General features: G+C 64.6%; 21 protein-coding genes and 1 other RNA gene. 15 read left to right on the forward strand and 7 right to left on the reverse strand.

From position 1 onward, the window contains the following. Positions 1–91 precede the first annotated feature (91 nt). From ppk2 to FNL56_RS22845, 6 genes are all read left to right on the forward strand, one after another. Entirely contained in the window at positions 92–1018 is a 927-nt protein-coding gene (gene ppk2 / locus FNL56_RS22820) for a polyphosphate kinase 2 (RefSeq protein ID WP_143575136.1), read from the forward strand. Between the two features lie 159 nt (positions 1019–1177). Then, positions 1178–2395 carry an amino acid ABC transporter substrate-binding protein gene (locus FNL56_RS22825; protein WP_143575137.1) on the forward strand — a complete coding sequence of 406 codons (1218 nt, stop codon included), beginning with the start codon at positions 1178–1180 and terminating at the stop codon, positions 2393–2395. Positions 2396–2425: 30 nt separating this feature from the next. After that, the gene (locus FNL56_RS22830) at positions 2426–3295 is read left to right on the forward strand and encodes a branched-chain amino acid ABC transporter permease (RefSeq protein WP_143575138.1); all 870 of its coding nucleotides are present in this window, start codon (positions 2426–2428) and stop codon (positions 3293–3295) included. Continuing rightward, entirely contained in the window at positions 3292–4239 is a 948-nt protein-coding gene (locus tag FNL56_RS22835) for a branched-chain amino acid ABC transporter permease (RefSeq protein WP_143575139.1), read from the forward strand. Before FNL56_RS22830 ends, FNL56_RS22835 begins: the two co-directional genes overlap by 4 nt. After that, the gene (locus FNL56_RS22840; protein WP_143578310.1) at positions 4236–4982 is read left to right on the forward strand and encodes an ABC transporter ATP-binding protein; all 747 of its coding nucleotides are present in this window, start codon (positions 4236–4238) and stop codon (positions 4980–4982) included. The genes FNL56_RS22835 and FNL56_RS22840 overlap by 4 nt, the downstream gene beginning before the upstream one ends. Continuing rightward, positions 4975–5700, forward strand: coding sequence for an ABC transporter ATP-binding protein (locus FNL56_RS22845; protein ID WP_143582397.1), 726 nt, complete (start codon positions 4975–4977; stop codon positions 5698–5700). Before FNL56_RS22840 ends, FNL56_RS22845 begins: the two co-directional genes overlap by 8 nt. Positions 5701–5765: 65 nt before the next feature. Here the strand turns inward: FNL56_RS22845 and FNL56_RS22850 are convergent, their stop codons facing one another. The 7 genes from FNL56_RS22850 to FNL56_RS22880 form a co-directional block, all read right to left on the reverse strand. Then, positions 5766–6590, reverse strand: coding sequence for a TIGR00282 family metallophosphoesterase (locus tag FNL56_RS22850; RefSeq protein WP_143575142.1), 825 nt, complete (start codon positions 6588–6590; stop codon positions 5766–5768). 1 nt (position 6591) lies between these two features. Then, positions 6592–7179 carry a 5-formyltetrahydrofolate cyclo-ligase gene (locus tag FNL56_RS22855; RefSeq protein WP_143582398.1) on the reverse strand — a complete coding sequence of 196 codons (588 nt, stop codon included), beginning with the start codon at positions 7177–7179 and terminating at the stop codon, positions 6592–6594. Next, positions 7169–7477 carry a type II toxin-antitoxin system RelE/ParE family toxin gene (locus FNL56_RS22860; protein WP_246660760.1) on the reverse strand — a complete coding sequence of 103 codons (309 nt, stop codon included), beginning with the start codon at positions 7475–7477 and terminating at the stop codon, positions 7169–7171. Before FNL56_RS22860 ends, FNL56_RS22855 begins: the two co-directional genes overlap by 11 nt. Before the next feature lie 8 nt (positions 7478–7485). Further along, positions 7486–7749, reverse strand: coding sequence for a type II toxin-antitoxin system ParD family antitoxin (locus FNL56_RS22865; RefSeq protein ID WP_143575145.1), 264 nt, complete (start codon positions 7747–7749; stop codon positions 7486–7488). 22 nt (positions 7750–7771) lie between these two features. Beyond that, positions 7772–7931: non-coding RNA, 6S RNA (gene ssrS, locus FNL56_RS22870), on the reverse strand. A gap of 54 nt (positions 7932–7985) precedes the next feature. After that, positions 7986–8369, reverse strand: a complete 384-nt coding sequence (locus tag FNL56_RS22875; RefSeq protein ID WP_143575146.1) for a cell division protein ZapA — start codon at positions 8367–8369, stop codon at positions 7986–7988. Next, positions 8366–8707: a DUF4164 domain-containing protein gene (locus tag FNL56_RS22880; protein ID WP_143578311.1), complete on the reverse strand. Its 342-nt coding sequence runs from the start codon at positions 8705–8707 to the stop codon at positions 8366–8368. The genes FNL56_RS22875 and FNL56_RS22880 overlap by 4 nt, the downstream gene beginning before the upstream one ends. Before the next feature lie 298 nt (positions 8708–9005). Here FNL56_RS22880 and tkt point away from each other — a divergent pair, with 298 nt between their 5' ends. From tkt to FNL56_RS22925, 9 genes are all read left to right on the forward strand, one after another. Next, the gene (tkt, locus tag FNL56_RS22885; protein ID WP_143582399.1) at positions 9006–10994 is read left to right on the forward strand and encodes a transketolase; all 1989 of its coding nucleotides are present in this window, start codon (positions 9006–9008) and stop codon (positions 10992–10994) included. 122 nt (positions 10995–11116) lie between these two features. Beyond that, a complete protein-coding gene (gene gap, locus FNL56_RS22890) occupies positions 11117–12127 on the forward strand; it encodes a type I glyceraldehyde-3-phosphate dehydrogenase (RefSeq protein WP_143575149.1) in 1011 nt (336 codons plus the stop codon). Between the two features lie 161 nt (positions 12128–12288). Then, positions 12289–13491: a phosphoglycerate kinase gene (locus FNL56_RS22895; protein ID WP_143575150.1), complete on the forward strand. Its 1203-nt coding sequence runs from the start codon at positions 12289–12291 to the stop codon at positions 13489–13491. Positions 13492–13533: 42 nt separating this feature from the next. After that, entirely contained in the window at positions 13534–13770 is a 237-nt protein-coding gene (locus tag FNL56_RS22900) for a hypothetical protein (protein WP_143575151.1), read from the forward strand. Between the two features lie 153 nt (positions 13771–13923). Continuing rightward, the gene (gene fba, locus FNL56_RS22905; RefSeq protein WP_143578313.1) at positions 13924–14991 is read left to right on the forward strand and encodes a class II fructose-bisphosphate aldolase; all 1068 of its coding nucleotides are present in this window, start codon (positions 13924–13926) and stop codon (positions 14989–14991) included. 69 nt (positions 14992–15060) lie between these two features. Further along, on the forward strand, positions 15061–15270 hold the full coding sequence (locus tag FNL56_RS22910; protein WP_143575153.1) for an antitoxin MazE family protein: 210 nt from the start codon (positions 15061–15063) through the stop codon (positions 15268–15270). Continuing rightward, on the forward strand, positions 15267–15590 hold the full coding sequence (locus tag FNL56_RS22915) for a type II toxin-antitoxin system PemK/MazF family toxin (RefSeq protein ID WP_143575154.1): 324 nt from the start codon (positions 15267–15269) through the stop codon (positions 15588–15590). The genes FNL56_RS22910 and FNL56_RS22915 overlap by 4 nt, the downstream gene beginning before the upstream one ends. Positions 15591–15636: 46 nt before the next feature. Then, positions 15637–16665, forward strand: coding sequence for a class I fructose-bisphosphate aldolase (locus FNL56_RS22920; protein WP_143575155.1), 1029 nt, complete (start codon positions 15637–15639; stop codon positions 16663–16665). Then, complete coding sequence (locus FNL56_RS22925; RefSeq protein ID WP_143575156.1) at positions 16629–17345, forward strand: thiamine phosphate synthase; 717 nt, start codon at positions 16629–16631, stop codon at positions 17343–17345. The genes FNL56_RS22920 and FNL56_RS22925 overlap by 37 nt, the downstream gene beginning before the upstream one ends.

A 17345-nucleotide genomic window follows, 5' to 3' on the forward strand; every position in this document is an offset into this window, starting at 1 on the left:
CCGATCGCCGCTGCTTTGGAACGTTTGTCACACGGGTGACATTTGCGTGGGGTGATAACGGCGATCTTTCGATCCCCCCCGCGGAGCCCTGATGACCAATCTTTCCATCGACGACGTGCAATCCGCCCACGACCGCATCCGCGAGGAAATGCTCGACGGCTTCGACGAAGAAATCGAGCTGGAGATCGACGACGAGCGGCTCGATGCGCTGACCAACGAAATGGAAGGCCACACCCCGCAGGAGACGCTCGATCGCCGGCTGTATTTCAAGGAACTGTTCCGCCTGCAGGGCGAGCTCGTCAAATTGCAGAGCTGGGTGCAGCATCACAAACTGAAAGTCGTGGTGATCTTCGAGGGCCGCGACTCCGCCGGCAAGGGCGGCGTCATCAAGCGCATCACGCAGCGGCTCAACCCGCGCGTCTGCCGCGTCGCCGCCTTGCCGGCACCCAGCGAGCGCGAACGCAGCCAGTGGTACTTCCAGCGTTATGTTTCGCATCTGCCGGCCGGCGGCGAGATCGTTTTGTTCGACCGCTCCTGGTACAACCGCGCCGGCGTCGAGCGCGTGATGGGCTTCTGCACCGAGGACGAGGTAGAAGAGTTCTTCCGCTCGGTGCCGGAATTCGAGCGCATGCTGGTGCGTTCGGGCACCATTTTGATCAAGTACTGGTTCTCGATCACCGACGAAGCGCAGCACCTGCGCTTCAGCATGCGGATCGCCGATCCGCTCAAGCAGTGGAAGCTGAGCCCGATGGACGTGCAGGCACGCAGCCGCTGGGAGGACTACACCAAGGCCAAGGAAGCCATGCTGGCCCGCACCCACATCGCGGAAGCGCCGTGGCACGTCGTCGAGGCCGTCGACAAGAAGAAGGCACGGCTGAACTGCATCGCGCATCTCTTGGAGCAGATTCCGTATCAGGAGATCGCGCAGCCGCCGGTCGAACTGCCCCCGCGCGTGCGCAATCCCGATTATCACCGCACGCCGGTGCCGCCGGAGCTCTACGTGCCGCAGCGCTACTGACAGACCGCAACCGCCGCACCGCCCTGCGGCGAAACGCCCCTGCACCGCAGCAGCGATTGCCGATGCGTCCCTCGTTGTTCGCATGGACAACGGTAAAAATGCCCGCTTAAGTAGCGCGATCGATCGCCGGAAAGGCGACGGGGCTCCGGGGAGGACGACATGCTTTCACCATTCACCCGCTTTGCGGCGGGACTGCTGGCAATGGCTGCCTGCGGCGCGAGCGCAACTGTTCAGGCGCAGACCTCAGTCAAGATCGGCTATGCGATCTCGCGCACCGGCCCGGGCGCCGGCGGCGCCGCGGTTACCACGATCCCGAACTACGATCTGTGGGTCAAGGAAGTGAACGCCGCCGGCGGCCTCAAGCTCGGCGACAAGCGCGTGCCGATCGAAGTCGTCCAGTATGACGACCGCTCCAGCGCGGAAGAGGCCGCGAAAGCCCTCGACCGGCTGATCACCCAGGACAAGGTCGATTTCATCCTGCCGCCATGGGGCACCGGACTCAACCTCGCGGTGGGGCCGATCCTCAACAAGGCCGGCTACCCGCATCTGGCTGCCACCGCGGTGACCGACCGCGCGCCCGAACTGGCCAAGCGCTGGCCAAACAGCTTCTGGCTGCTCGGCACCAGCGCCGGCGCCGCCAACACGCTGGTCGAACTGCTGGTGAAGCTGCGCTCCGAGGGCAAGATCGGCGACACCGTGGCGATGGCCAGCATCGCCGACGGCTTTGGCATCGATCTGTCCGGCGCGGCGAGGCCTGCGCTGACCAAGGCCAATTTCAAGCTGGCCTACGACAAGACCTATCCGGTCGGCACCCAGGACCTCAGCCCGATCATCAACGAGGTGAAGGCGCTGAACCCCGACGTCTTCATTGCCTTCAGCTATCCGCCGGATACGATTGCGATCACCGAGCAGTCGCGCATCGCGGGCTTCAATCCGAAAGTGTTCTATACCGGCGTCGGCACGGCGTTTCCGCTGTTCAAGCAGAAGTTCGGCGCCAATGCGGAAGGCGTGATGGGGATCGGCGGCTGGAGCGGAGACAGCCAGGCGATCAAGGACTATCTGGCGCGCCACAAGGCCTCCGCCGCCAACGGCGCCGAGCCCGACCGCTGGGCCAGCGCGGTGACCTATGCCAGCCTGCAGATGTTGCAGCAGGCGATCGAGCGCGTCGGCAAGATCGACCGCGCCGCGGTCATCAAGGACCTGCAGACCGGCACGTTCGATACCGTGATCGGCAAGGTCAAGCTCGAGAACAACATGCCGACGCAATACTGGTGGGTCGGGCAATGGCAGGACGGCGACTTCTACGGCGTCGGGCCATCGACCAACGAAGGCGCCCGCGCGCCGATCCTGCCGAAGCCGGCGTGGAAGGCGCCGTGATCGCCGGAAATCGGCGGCCGGACTGAGGGAATGACCAATGCAGTTCTCACCGGCCTCGTGCTGGGCGGTATGTATGCGCTGATCGCGATGGGACTGACGCTGCAATATGGCGTCGCGCGGATCATGAACCTGTCCTACGGCGAATTCCTGATCGCCGCCGCCTTCGCGTCGTACTGGCTGTTCACCGGCTGGGCGCTCAATCCGCTGCTGGGCCTGTTACTCGTCATTCCCCTCAGCTTCGCCGCGAGCTGGCTGCTGTACCGCGTGCTGCTGACCCCCTTGGTGCGCCGTGCGAAGACCCGCGACGCGCTGGAGGTCGACAGCATCCTGGCCACGTTCGGCATGATGTTCATCGTGCAGGGCATCATGCTGACGATGTTCGGCGGTGCCTATTTCAGCTACTCGTTCCTCGCCGTGCCGGTGACGGTGGTGGGTGAGGTGATTGCGCTGAACCGGATGCTGGCCTTCGGCCTCGCGGTGGTCGTCGGCCTTGCGCTGTATCTCACGTTGACGCGGACCCGGATCGGCACCGCGATCCGGGCGGTGGCAGTCGATCCCGTGGCGGCGCAGCTGGTTGCGATCGACGTGACGAAGACAGCGGCACTCGCTTTCGCGCTCGGCGGCGCGCTGGTCGCGGCGGCCGGTGTGCTGATCAGCATGTTCCTGACCTTCAGCGCCACGTCCGGCGTGGTGTTCACCATGAAGGCCCTGATCGTGGTGGTGATGGGCGGCGTCGGCAATCTGCTCGGCTGCCTTGTCGCCGGCCTGGCACTCGGCCTCAGCGAGGCGCTGGTCGCCACCTATGTCGATCCCGGCCTGACGCTGGCGGTCAATTTTGCGCTGTTCCTCGGCGTGCTGCTGGTGAAGCCCGCCGGCCTGTTCGGGCGGGTGCAACGATGACAGCATCTCAAGTTGCGGCCGCCCTCGCCGGCCTTGCCGCCATTGCTGCGCTGGCCTTCGTTCCCAGCCTGGTCGATGCCTATTATCTCTCCCTGGCCATCAGCCTGCTGCAGTTCACCGTGCTGGCGACCGCCTGGGGGATGTTCTCCGGGCCGACCCGCTACGTCTCGCTGGCGACCACCGCCTTCTTCGGCGTCGGCGCCTATACCGTGGCGGTGCTCGGCGAGCAGCTGCCGTGGTCGCTGGTATTGCTGGTGGCCGCCGGCATTGGCGCCGCGATGGCAGTGCTCGTCGGCCTCTCGACGTTGCGGCTGAGCGGCGTGCATTTCGTCATTTTCACCTTCGGTCTCGCCGAACTCATTCGCCAGATCGTGGTCTGGTACGAGGTCAACATCTCGCGCGTGCTCGGCCGCTATGTGTTCGTCGACATCACCCCGGCCGACATCTACTGGCAGTTGCTCGCCCTGTGCGTCGTGGTGTTCGCCACCGGCTACCTGATTGCACGATCGCGCTTCGGCTTTGCTTTGCGCATCATCGGCGAGGATGAGACCGTGGCGCGGCATTGCGGCATCAATGTCACCGTCGCCAAGGTCGCGCTGTTCGCCATCACCGCGACCTTCATGACGCTGGTCGGGGCGATCATGTCGCCGCGCTGGACCTATATCGAACCGTCGATCGCATTCAATGCCACCATCTCGTTCGAAGTGGTGATCATGGCGCTGCTCGGCGGCGCGCACCGATTGTGGGGCCCGGCGCTCGGCGCGATTCCACTGACGCTCTTGTTTGAGTTTCTCTCGGCGCGCTTTCCCGCGACCTCGACCCTGATGATGGGCGTGGTGTTCCTGCTGATCGTCTATGCGCTGCCATCCGGCGTGGCCGGCCTGTGGGAGCGGCTCCGCGCCTGGCGGCCAGCGCGCCCGCAAGTGCGGAGCGCCGGGGCATGAGCGAAATCGACGCCGCGCCGGCGCTCGCCATCGAAGGCCTGACCAAAGCTTTCGGCGGGCTGATCGCCGTCAATAAGCTCGACCTCGTGGTCGGGCGCGGCGAGATCGTCGGCCTGCTCGGCCCGAATGGTTCCGGCAAGACCACCGCGCTCAATCTGATTTCCGGCGTGCTACAGCCGAACGCCGGCCAGATCTACTTCGCCGGCCACGACGTCGCCGGCTGGCCGACGCATCGCGTGGCCCGGCTTGGGCTGGCGCGGACGTTCCAGCTCGTGCGGCTGCTCGACGGCATGAGTTGCGCGGAGAATGTCCGCGCCGGCCTGGCGTTTCATCGGCCATTGTTGACGCGCGCCGAACTCGATGCCTCCGAAACGCAATTGCTGGCGCGCGTCGGCCTCGCCGGCTTTGGCCCGCGTGCCGCCACCGACCTGACTTACATCGATCGCAAGCGACTCGAACTGGCGCGCGCGCTGGCGCTGCGGCCGCGCCTGCTGCTGCTCGATGAATGGCTGGCCGGGTTGAACCCGTCCGAGCTGCTGATCGGCATCGAACTGATCCGGTCGCTGAAGCAGGAAGGGCTGTCGATCCTGCTGGTCGAGCATGTCATGGATGCGATTCGATCGTTGTGCGATCGCTGCGTGGTGATGAGCAGCGGCCGCAAGATCGCCGAGGGCACGCCGGAAATGGTACTTTCCAACGACGCGGTGATCGAGGCCTATCTGGGAGCACCGCTCGATGCTTGAGGTGTCCGACATCAGCGTGTCCTACGGCCAGCACCGCGCCCTGAGCGAGGCGGCGCTGAACGTCGAGCGCGGCGAGATCGTCGTCATTCTCGGCGCCAACGGCGCCGGCAAGACGACGCTGCTGAAAGCCATCGCGGGGCTGTTGCCATGCGCGCCCGGCAAGCGCGTCCGGCTCGGCGGCCGCGACCTGTCGCGTGTCGCGCCGCACGACATCGTCGAGGCGGGTCTCGCGCTGGTTCCGGAAGGCCGCGGCATTTTTGCCGATCTCACCGTGGCAGAAAACCTTCTGCTCGGCGCCAACCCGAAGCGCGCGCGCGCAAGCGAGGTGGCGCAGCGTGCCAAAGTGCTTGGCCTGTTTCCAAAGCTCGGCGAGCGACTGAAGCAGACCGTGCGCACCATGAGCGGCGGCGAGCAACAGATGGTGGCGATCGGCCGCGCGCTGATGTCGAGGCCGGACATCCTGCTGCTCGACGAGCCCTCGCTAGGCCTGTCGCCGTTGCTGGTGCGCGAGCTGTTTGCCGCGTTGCGCGTGGTCCGCGACAGCGGCGGCGGATTGCTGCTCGTCGAGCAGAACGCCCGCGAGAGCCTCGCGATCGCCGACCGTGGTTATCTGCTGGAAAACGGCGAGATCGTCGGCCACGGCCGGGCGATGGAGTTGCAGTCCGATCCGGCGGTGCGCCGCGCCTATCTCGGCGGACTCGCGAGTACGACGAACTAGCAACGACGCGCCGGCAGTTGCGCTCCCTCCCCCCTTGCGGGGGAGGGGAGCAGAAGCAATCGCGCTTAGCTCGCCCAGAACTCCGGCACCGCCTGCGACAGCCGTCCGCCGAGGCGGACCGGGCCGACCTTGAGCGCAAGCCCCGTCTTGTCGTCCGTCTCCACAGCCACTCCTGATAGCGTCGCCGGGCCGAACGCCGGCTCGAAGCGGCCGGAGGGAATGCCGGTCGTGAAGCGCCGCACCGGCTCTTCCTTCTGCATGCCGATCACGGAATCATAGTCGCCGGTCATGCCGGCGTCGGTCATGTAGGCGGTGCCGCCGGGCAGGATCTGATGGTCGGCAGTCGGCACATGGGTATGCGTCCCGACGACGAGGCTGACGCGGCCGTCGCAAAAAAATCCCATGCCCTGCTTCTCGCTCGAGGCCTCGCCGTGGAAATCCACCACGATCGCGTCGACTGCTTCGACCAGCGGACAGGCGTCGATCTCCTTGCCGACCGCGGAAAAGGGATCGTTGAGCGGCTCCATGAAGACGCGGCCCATCGCATTCATCACCAGCGCGCGGGCGCCGTTCTTGGCGTCGACCATCGCTGCCCCCCTGCCCGGCGTATGGCGCGGGAAGTTCAACGGCCGGATCAGGCGCGGCGCGCGTTCGATGAACACCAGCGCTTCCTTCTGATTCCAGGCGTGGTTGCCGAGCGTCACCGCGTCGGCGCCGGCATCGACCAGATCGTTGTAGATGCTCTCGGTGATGCCGAAGCCGCCGGCGGCGTTCTCGCCGTTGATGACGACCAGATCGAGCTTCCAGTCGCGGATCATGCCCGGCAGGCGGTCGAGGATGATGGTGCGCCCGGTCTTGCCGACCACGTCGCCGATGAAAAGAATACGCAAATCAGATGCTCCGGAAATCGATGATCTCTCGCTCCGTTAGCACGAAATCCAGCGCAACATCGTGCGGTTCGGCCGGCACCTCGTCAATTTCCTGGGTGGCGAAAGCCAGTCCGATGGCGACGATGTGGGTATGCAACCGCAGCAGGCCGAGCGCACGGTCGTAATGGCCTGCGCCATACCCAATGCGCTGACCGCGGCGGTCGAATGCCGACAGCGGTACCAGCACGATGGTCGGTTGCACGCTGTCGGCCTCGGGCAACGGCTCGGAAATGCCGAGCGCGCCGCGTTGAACGGGGGCGCCCTCGCGCCAGGCGCGAAAGATAAGCGGAGCGTTCTGTCCGGCAATGCTGGGCAACGCGGTCGTGGCGCCCTGCCCCGCCAGCATCGCGAGCAGCGGCCGCGGATCGATCTCGCCGTGGATCGGCCAGTAGCCGGCAACGACGGATGTGGGGGTGTTGGGCACCGGCAGCCCGCGGGTGGCGAAGAGGCACTTGGCGTCGGCGTGAATCTCGGGGCTTAGCGATTGTCTTCGTTCGAGCGCGGCCACTCGCAATTTGGCCTTGGCAGCAGCTGCCTCCTCATTGGTCATCAGTATCCTCGTCGGGGGCAATCGCAATGGCGGACAGATCCTGCGCACCATCGACGATGCGGACTATTCGTGGACCGTATTCGTCGATCCGGTAGAGCGCGAGCCAACGTTCAATAACGAGTGCGCGCGCTCCTGCGAAGACGTCAGGTCGCCGCGGACCCAAGCGAGGAAATCCCTTGAGCTGCTCGCAACGTGCTTCGATACGATCAAGCACGCGATCGGCGCTGTGGTGATCGGATGTCGCGATATGCTGCCAGATGTAGAGAATGTCTTCTCTCGCCTGTCGCGAATATCGCATTACGGGGATTATTCTGCAGCGCGCTGCTTGAGACGCGCACGCCCCTCAGCCTTGAGGGCTTCGAAATCCAGTTCACCCGCATCGCCGCTCTCAAGGCCGATGCGATAGGCTTCCTGAAGCCATTTCAGCTTCGCGGCGTCGGACTGCTGCAATACGAGCTGCCGCAGACCCTCTCTGATGACTTCGCTGTCCGAAGCGTACTTCCCGCTCGCAACGCTGGTCTCGACAAAGTCGTTCAAATCGTCGGTCAGCGAGACCTGAAGTTGCTTCATCGCTACCTCCAAGCAAAAATAGTGCGAAGCCGCGGTGGCCGTTGAAGCACTCGATCCCGGAGCACCTACGAAAGTAGGTGGGCACCATGTAGCCAGGTCCACGGACCTGGCCAGGGACAGTTCCCGTGAGGATCGATAAGGCCCCGGGGATATGTGGCTCCTGACGCGCGACGCAGCCTCGCAGAAACAATGTAGGGGCTATGGGGCGCCTGCGCCAGTGGCAAGAAGGCTTGTCCCTACCCGATCGCGATGCCGCCGCCGATGGTGCGGTTGAGGATCTGGGTGGTCTTTTCGATGCGGTCGGCGGCCGAGTTCAATGCGGCGGCGACCGCGCTCTGGGTGGCCCGCGCCCGGTCGGCGGCGACCACGCGGACGTCGCGGAGCGCGGCGAGTTCCTCCTCCAGCGCACCGATGCGCAGGTTGGCGTCGGCCAACTCGTCCGCCATGGTCAACGCCGCCATCACGGTCAGACGGGCGTCACCGATCTCGCCGAACTTGCCGCGCAGATTTTCGACGCGGGATTCGAGGCTTTCAGCCAGCCGCAGCAGGCGGGTTTCCTGGCCTTCCTCGCAGGCCATGCGGTACTGCCGGCCGTTGATGGTGACGCTGACGTGGTTCATGCGGCGTCGCCCGTGGTGTCGTCCGTCTCGAGCACCGCGCGGATGCTGCCGATCGCAGCGTCGAGCTTTTCGGCGACCTCGCGGTTGGCGCGCTCCAGCCGGCGCGATTTCACCAGCGTGCCGTCGAGTTCATCCGCCAGCCGCGAGCGGTCGGCGCCGAGCGCCTGGATCCGCGTCGCCAGTTCGTCCTCGTCGCGATCTGCCTCGCGGCGGCGTTCCACGGCGCTCTCCAACGAGGCCAGGGCCGCCATCAGCCGCCGCGTCGCCACGTCGATCTCCGCCATCCCGCTCTGGGCGGGATCCGGGCCGGCAGGACCATAGGCAGGACGATCGATCATTCGGGGAACGTAACCTTGGCTGACAACGCCTGGTGAAAGCTGGCCGACCGTAAAAGCGGCGGCTCGGCAAGCCTTTAGGTCGTGAAATTTACGTGGCAAGCGAGCCCGGCGCAACGCCGCACGGAAGCTATGCACCAGAAAGCGCCACAAAATGGCGCGCGAGAGGTCTACCGGCTTGGACTCTGCTTTGGCCAGATGCTATCCAGCACCTCTCCATTGGCATACCACCACTCTGCAGCGATGCCGCGTTCCCCAGCGGATGCGCTACGTCCCAACATTATTTCAGGCGGAACCCCACATGACGCAGGTTGATCATTCGAAGATGGCCAATGCGATCCGCGCGCTGGCGATGGATGGCGTGCAGAAGGCCAATTCCGGCCACCCGGGGTTGCCGATGGGCGCCGCCGATGTCGCCACGGTGCTGTGGACCCAGTTCCTGAAGTTCGACGCCGCTGATCCGCGCTGGCCGGACCGCGACCGTTTCATTCTCTCCGCCGGCCACGGCTCGATGCTGCTCTACGCGCTGCTGTATCTGACCGGCAACGAGGACGTCACGCTGGATCAGCTGAAGAACTTCCGCCAGCTGCATTCCAAGACCCCGGGCCACCCCGAGAACTTCGTCACCGCCGGCATCGAGACCACCACCGGTCCACTCGGCCAGGGCGTCGCGTCATCGGTCGGCACCGCGCTGGCGGAACGGCTGCTGGCGGCCGAATATGGCGACATCGTCGATCATTACACCTATGTGCTGTGCTCGGATGGCGACCTGATGGAAGGCGTCAGCCACGAAGCCGCAGCGCTGGCCGGCCATCTCAAGCTGTCGAAGCTGATCTTCCTGTGGGACGACAACGGCATCTCGATCGACGGCCCGCTGACGCTGACCGACAGCGTCGACCAGGTGGCGCGCTTCAAGGCCCATGGCTGGAATGCCGTCCGGGTCGATGGCCACGACCAGAAGGCCATCGCCGCCGCGATCAAGGAGGCCCAGAATTCGGACCGACCGTCCTTCATCGCCTGCAAGACCATCATCGGCTTCGGCGCGCCGAACCGCGCCGGCACCTCGAAAGCCCATGGCGAACCGCTCGGCGCCGAGGAACTGGCCGGCGCCAAGAAGGCGCTGGGCTGGGATTACGGCCCGTTCGAGGTTCCCGACGATATCCTGCAGGCCTGGCGCAATGTCGGCAAGCAGGGCGCCACCGCCCATACCGACTGGAACGAGCGTTTCGACGCCCTGCCGGAAGCGACCCGCAGCGAGTTCACGCGCCGGGTGATCGACCGCAAGCGACCGGACGGCCTCCATGAGGCGATCCGCACGCTGAAGCAGAAGCTGATCGACGAGCCGCAGACCGTCGCCACCCGCAAGGCCAGCGAGATCGTGCTGGAAGTGCTGGTCGGCGTGATGCCCGAACTGCTGCTCGGATCTGCCGACCTGACGCCGTCGAACAACACCCGGACCAAGCACGCCAAGGATGTGACGCCGACAGACTTCAGCGGCCGCTACATCCATTACGGCATCCGCGAAATGGGCATGGCGGCGGCTATGAACGGCGTTGCGCAGCATGGCGGCTTCGCCCCGGCCGGCGGCACCTTCATGTGCTTCACCGACTATGCGCGGCCTTCGATGCGCATCGCGGCGCTGTCGCACGTGCCGGTGGTCTACATCATGACCCACGATTCCATCGGACTTGGCGAAGACGGCCCGACGCACCAGCCGGTCGAACACCTGGCGTCGCTACGCTGCATGCCGAACATGCGAACCTTCCGCCCGGCCGACCCGATCGAGACCGCGGAATGCTGGCAGCTGGCGCTGGAGAACACCACAGGCCCCACCGTGCTGGCGCTGTCGCGGCAGAACCTGAAGCCGGCGCGCACCGTTCATCATGATGACAATCTGTGCGCCACCGGCGGCTACGAGCTGGTCGCGGCGCAGGGCGAAGCCAAGGTGACGCTGTTCGCGTCCGGCTCGGAAGTCGAGATCGCCGTGGTCGCGCAGAAGCAGCTCGCCGAGAAGGGCATCGCGACCCGTGTGGTTTCGGTGCCGTCGCTCGAACTGCTGCTGCAGCAGTCGCCGGAGAAGCAGGCAGCCATCATCGGCAAGGCCCCGGTCAAGATTGCGATCGAGGCCGCCGTGCGGTTCGGCTGGGACGCCGTGATCGGCCATGACGGCGTGTTTATCGGCATGTCGACCTTCGGCGCCAGCGCGCCGGCCAAGGAGCTCTACAAATATTTCGGCATCACGGCAGAAGCCGTCGTGGACGCCGCCACCAAGCGCCACAACGCGGCTTAACCCTGCCGGAACGCCGGCGCATCCGACACATTGCGCCGGCGTTTCAATCAGGGCATGAAACGGCCGTTAAACGTACCTATATGCAGGTAATACGCAGGTTTAGAACGACAGGGAGAACTTGAATGGCAGTCCGGGTTTCGATCAACGGGTTTGGCCGCATCGGCCGCAACGTCCTGCGGGCGATCTATGAGTCCAAGCGCACCGACATCGAAGTGGTCGCCATCAACGATCTCGGCTCCGTCGAGAGCAACGCGCATCTGCTGCGCTTTGATTCCGTGCACGGCCGTTTCCCCGGCGAAGTCACCGTCGATGGCGACAGCATCGATATCGGCCGCGGCAAGATCAAGGTCACCGCGGTACGCGATCCCAACACCCTGCCCTGGAAGGACCTCGGCATCGACATCGCGCTGGAATGCACCGGCATCTTCAGCGCCAAGGCCAAGGCCTCGATGCACCTCACCGCAGGCGCCAAGCGCGTGCTGGTCTCGGCGCCGTCGGACGGCGCCGACGCGACGATCGTTTACGGCGTCAACCACAAGACGCTGAGCAAGGACCATCTGGTCGTTTCCAACGGCTCCTGCACCACCAACGCGCTGGCGCCGGTCGCCAAGGTGCTGAACGAACTGGTCGGCATCGAAACCGGTTTCATGACCACGATCCACGCCTACACCGGCGACCAGCCGACGCTGGACACGCTGCACAGCGATCTCTACCGCGGCCGCGCCGCGGCGATGTCGATGATTCCGACCTCGACCGGTGCCGCCAAGGCCATCGGCCTGGTGATGCCGGAACTGGCCGGCAAGCTCGACGGCGTCTCGATCCGCGTGCCGACCCCGAACGTCTCGGTGATCGATCTCAAGATCATTGCCAAGAAGTCGGTCACCCCGGCCGAAATCAACGCCGCGTTCAAGGCTGCCGCCGAGAGCGGCGACCTCAAGGGCATTCTCGGCACCACGGCGCATCCCAACGTGTCGATCGATTTCAACCACGATGCCCACTCATCGACCTTCGCCTTCGACCAGACCAAGGTGCAGAACGGCACGCTGGTCCGCGTGCTCTCCTGGTACGACAACGAATGGGGCTTCTCCAACCGCATGGCCGACACGGCCGTTGCGATGGGCAAGCTTATCTAGCCGCTTGCACAAGAGAACACGATGACGCAATCGCTCTGGGTAGTTATTCCGGTTGGCGTTCTTTTCTTTGCGTTCATCGTGTTCGCGCTTCGTCAAGGAACGAAGATCACCCCGTCGCGTGACGGCCATCGTTTCGATGACCATGATAGCGGATCAATACCATGACCAATTCCTTCCGCACTCTCGACGATGTCGATGTTAAATCGAAGCGCGTGCTCGTGCGCGTCGATCTCAATGTCCCGATGGACAATGGCCGCGTCACCGATGCGACCCGGCTGGAGCGCATTGCAGCGACCGTGACCGAGATCGCCGGCAAGGGTGGCAAGGTCATTCTGCTGGCGCATTTCGGCCGGCCGAAGGGCGTCGATCCCAAGCAGTCGCTGAAGCCGGTGGCCGCCGCGCTGGCTGACGTCATCGGCAAGCCGGTCGCCTTCGCGGAAGATTGCGTCGGTGACGTCGCCGCCAAGGCCGTCGCTGCGATGAAGGACGGCGACATCCTCTGCCTGGAAAACACCCGCTTCCATCCCGGTGAGGAAAAGAACGATCCCGCTTTTGTCGCCGAACTGGCCAAGCTCGGCGACATCTGGGTCAACGACGCGTTCTCCGCCGCGCACCGCGCCCATGCCACCACCGAAGGCCTCGGCCACAAGCTGCCGGCCTTTGCCGGTCGCACCATGCAGGCCGAACTCGACGCGCTCGGCAGGGCGCTGGATGCGCCGACCCGGCCGGTGATCGCCATCGTCGGCGGCGCAAAAGTGTCGTCAAAGATCGATCTTCTGGAAAACCTGGTCACCAAGGTCGATGCGCTGGTGATCGGTGGCGGCATGGCCAATACCTTCCTGCACGCGCAGGGCATCGGCGTCGGCAAGTCGCTGTGCGAGAAGGATCTGGCCGCCACCGCCTTGCGCATCATCGAGAAAGCCGAAACCGCGAACTGCGCGATCATCCTGCCGGTCGATGCGGTGGTGGCGTTCAAGTTCGAAGCCAATGCGCCGTCGCAGGCCTATGGGCTGGATGCAATTCCCGAGGACGGCATGATCCTCGACGTCGGCCCGCAATCGATCGAGCGCATCAACGCCGCGATCAACGACGCGGCGACGCTGGTCTGGAACGGCCCGCTCGGCGCGTTCGAGATGGCGCCGTTCGACACCGGCACCGTGGCGGCAGCCAAGCATGCTGCGGAGCGCACCAGGGCGAAGAAGCTGATTTCCGTCGCCGGCGGCGGCGACACCGTGGCGGCGCTCAATCACGCCGGCGTCGCGGATGATTTTTCGTACATCTCGACGGCGGGCGGCGCTTTCCTGGAATGGATGGAAGGCAAGCCGCTCCCGGGCGTGGATGTTTTGAAGGTTGCAAAAGATTGACACTACGCTTGCCGGACGCGGTGTTTATGGTATGTTCCCAGCATGGCAGAGCGTCCAACAGATGTAACGCTGGATATCCTGATTGCGATCAGGGAGGATATCGCGTCGTTTCGTGCGACGGTCGAGCATCGGTTCAATCGGCTCGAAGAGGATAATCGCAAGCACCGTCGAAACAGCGCCGGGATGCTGGTCATGATGCGAGCGACGGCCGGCGATTTCGACGAGCGGGTCAACGCCGTGGAAGAGCGCGTGGCGGCGCTGGAAGCCAAGACAAGCTGATAAGGCGGCCTCTGCCGACCATCCTCCCCTGCCGCATCGTCCGCGACCATCGGTGACTTGGATTTCTGCGTCTGTCGCGTTAAGAGCGGTGACCATTTCAGACCGTTGGTCCCACGGATCGACAGCACCGTTCTTACCTCGCAAGGAGTTCCCATGGCCCGCATCACGTTGCGTCAGTTGCTCGATCATGCCGCGGAACACGACTACGGCGTCCCCGCCTTCAACATCAACAATATGGAACAGGCGCTGGCGATCATGGAGGCGGCATCCAGCGTGGACGCGCCGGTGATCATCCAGGCCTCGCGCGGCGCCCGCTCCTATGCCAACGACATCATGCTCAAGCACATGATGGACGCCGTCACCGAAATCTATCCGCAGATCCCGGTCTGCGTGCATCTCGACCATGGCAATGGACCTGCGACCTGCATGACGGCGATCCAGGCCGGCTTCACCTCGGTGATGATGGACGGCTCGCTGAAAGCCGACGGCAAGACCCCGGCCGACTGGGACTACAATGTCGGCGTCACCAAGACGGTGACCGACATGGCGCATCTCGGCGGCATCTCGGTCGAGGGCGAGCTCGGCGTGCTGGGCTCGCTGGAGAGCGGCATGGGCGAGGCCGAAGACGGCCACGGCGCCGAAGGCAAGCTGTCGCACGACCAGCTGCTGACCAATCCCGACGAGGCTGTGAAGTTCGTCAAGGAAACCCAGGTCGATGCGCTGGCGATCGCCATGGGCACCTCGCACGGCGCCTACAAATTCACCCGCAAGCCGGACGGCGACATCCTCGCGATGGGCGTGATCGAGGAAATCCACCGCAAGCTGCCCAACACCCATCTGGTGATGCACGGATCCTCCTCGGTACCGCAGGACCTGCAGGAGATCATCAACAAATTCGGCGGCAAGATGAAGCCGACCTGGGGCGTGCCGGTCTCGGAGATCCAGCGCGGCATCAAGCATGGCGTGCGCAAGATCAACATCGACACCGACAACCGGATGGCGATGACCGGCCAGATCCGCAAGATCCTTTCGGAGCATCCGGAAGAATTCGATCCGCGCAAATATCTGAAGCCGGCGATGGAGGCGATGGTCAAGCTGTGCAAGCAGCGCCTGCAGGAGTTCAACACGGCTGGACAGGCAGGCAAGTTCAAGACCATCCACACCACCGCCGACATGGCCAAGCGCTACGCTTCCGGCGAACTGGCGGCCAAGATCGCCTGATCTTCCCGGTTCGTTATTGAACGTCCGGCCGACCTGCCATACGTTACATGTAACGTGTGGAGGTCGGCCATGTCCGATGGAGCCAGGCGCGTGCGCAAGCACCGCGAAAAGATGAAGGCCGCCGGCCTCAAGCCGGTGACCATCTGGGTGCCGGATGTAAATGCGCCTGGTTATGCGGAAGATATCCGCAGGCAGTGCCTGATCCTGAGGAACGATCCGCAAGAACAGCAGATCTTGGCCGAGATTGAGCAACTGTTCGACGCTGAAGGCTGGAAGTGAGACGAGGCGAAATAGTGTCGGTCGTCATCCCGGGCGACTACGGTAAGCCAAGACCCGCACTGATTGTCCAAGCGGATCGTTTCTCCGGCATCCCTTCACTGACGGTGCTCCCGCTCACCAGTGACTTGCGCAGCGTACCCGCGTTGCGTATCGACGTTGATCCAGACGCCGCGAATGGGCTCAGGCTTCCATCTCAAATTATGGTCGATAAGATCGTTAGCGTTGGAATCGGCAAGATTGGCGATCGGATCGGTGAGCTTTCCGATGAAGGAATGGCATCGGTGGACCGCGCCCTTGCCGCTTTCCTTGGCTTTGCCTGACATCCGTCACCTTTCGCCTTCAAGACTTCCGCCGACAGGACATCCGATGAACCTTGCCGATCTGAACAAAATCGCCCGCGCCATGACGGCTCCCGGCAAGGGGCTGCTGGCGGCGGACGAGTCGGGCGGCACCATCAAGAAGCGCTTCGATGCGATAGGCGTGGAGTCGACTGAGAACTCCCGCCGCGACTATCGCGAGATGATGTTTCGTTCGAAAGACGCGATGTCGAACTTCATCTCCGGCGTCATCTTGTACGACGAGACGATCTGGCAGGACGCCGCCGACGGCACGCCGCTAGTGAAACTGATCGAACAGGCCGGCGCGATCCCCGGCATCAAGGTCGATGAGGGCACCCAGGCGCTGCCGAACTGTCCCGGCGAACTGGTCACCGTTGGCATCGACCGCCTCGCCGAACGGCTGGCAAAATACTACAAGCGCGGTGCGCGCTTTGCGAAATGGCGCGCGGTGATCGATATCGGGCACGGCATTCCCAGCATGACGGCGATCTCCGTCAACGCACATGCGCTGGCGCGCTATGCAGCGCTGTGCCAGCAGGCGCAGATCGTGCCGATCGTCGAGCCGGAAGTGCTGATGGACGGCGACCACGACATTGATCGCTGCGTCGAGATCACCACGCGCGTGCTCAACAAGACCTTCCAGGAATTGCGCCTGCAGCGCGTCGCGCTGGAAGGCATCGTGCTGAAGCCGAACATGGCGATCCCCGGGAAGAAATCGCCCACGCAGGCGAGCATCGCGGAAGTCGCCGAGAAGACCGTCCGAATGTTGAAGAACTGCGTGCCGGCAGCGGTGCCCGGCATCGCCTTCCTGTCCGGCGGCCAGTCCGGTGAAGACGCCACCGCGCATCTCGACGCCATGAACCGAATCGGCGGGTTGCCGTGGCCGCTGACCTTCTCCTATGGTCGCGCGCTGCAGGCCGCGCCGCAGAAGGCGTGGGCCGGCAAGACGGAAAACGTCGCCGCCGGCCAGCAGGCTTTCACCCACCGCGCCCGCATGAATTCACTCGCCAGCAAGGGCGAATGGACGGCGGATCAAGAAACGAAGAAGGCAGCATAGTCTTGGCCAAGCCCGTTCCACCGCCGCCCGCGCCCCGGCTCTATCTCGCAACCCCGCTGCTGGAAGACCCCGCGGCGCTGATTGGCATGTTGCCAGCGCTGCTGAAAAAGGCCGACGTGGCCGCGGTACTGGTGCGGCTGAAGACCACCGACCAGCGCACCATGATCTCGCGCATCAAGGCACTGGCCCCTGCGATCCAGCCGAGCGGCGCGGCGCTCCTGATCGATGGCCATGCCGAACTGGTCGCGCGTGCCGGCGCCGACGGCGCCCATCTGGATGGCATCGAAGCGTTGGAAGATGCGATGCCGTCGCTGAAGCCCGATTGGATCGCCGGGGTCGGCGGACTGCCGACGCGGCACGATTCGATGGCGGCGGGCGAAGCCGGCGTCGATTACGTGCTGTTCGGCGAGCCCGACGCCAATGGCGAACGACCCTCGGTAGAAGCGATCGCCGAACGGCTGCAGTGGTGGACCGAATTGTTCGAGCCGCCTTGCGTCGGCTATGCCGCCACGCTGGACGAGGTCCGCGAATTCGCCGCCGCCGGCGCCGATTTCGTGCTGGTCGGCGACATGATCTGGGACGACCCGCGCGGGCCCGCAGCGGCGCTGCTGGACGCCGAAGCAGCGATCAAGCAGGGTTATGCCGCGGTTTCCGCCAAAGCCGCTGCCGAGCAGGAATGA

Source organism: Tardiphaga sp. vice304, assembly GCF_007018905.1.
GTDB lineage: Bacteria > Pseudomonadota > Alphaproteobacteria > Rhizobiales > Xanthobacteraceae > Tardiphaga.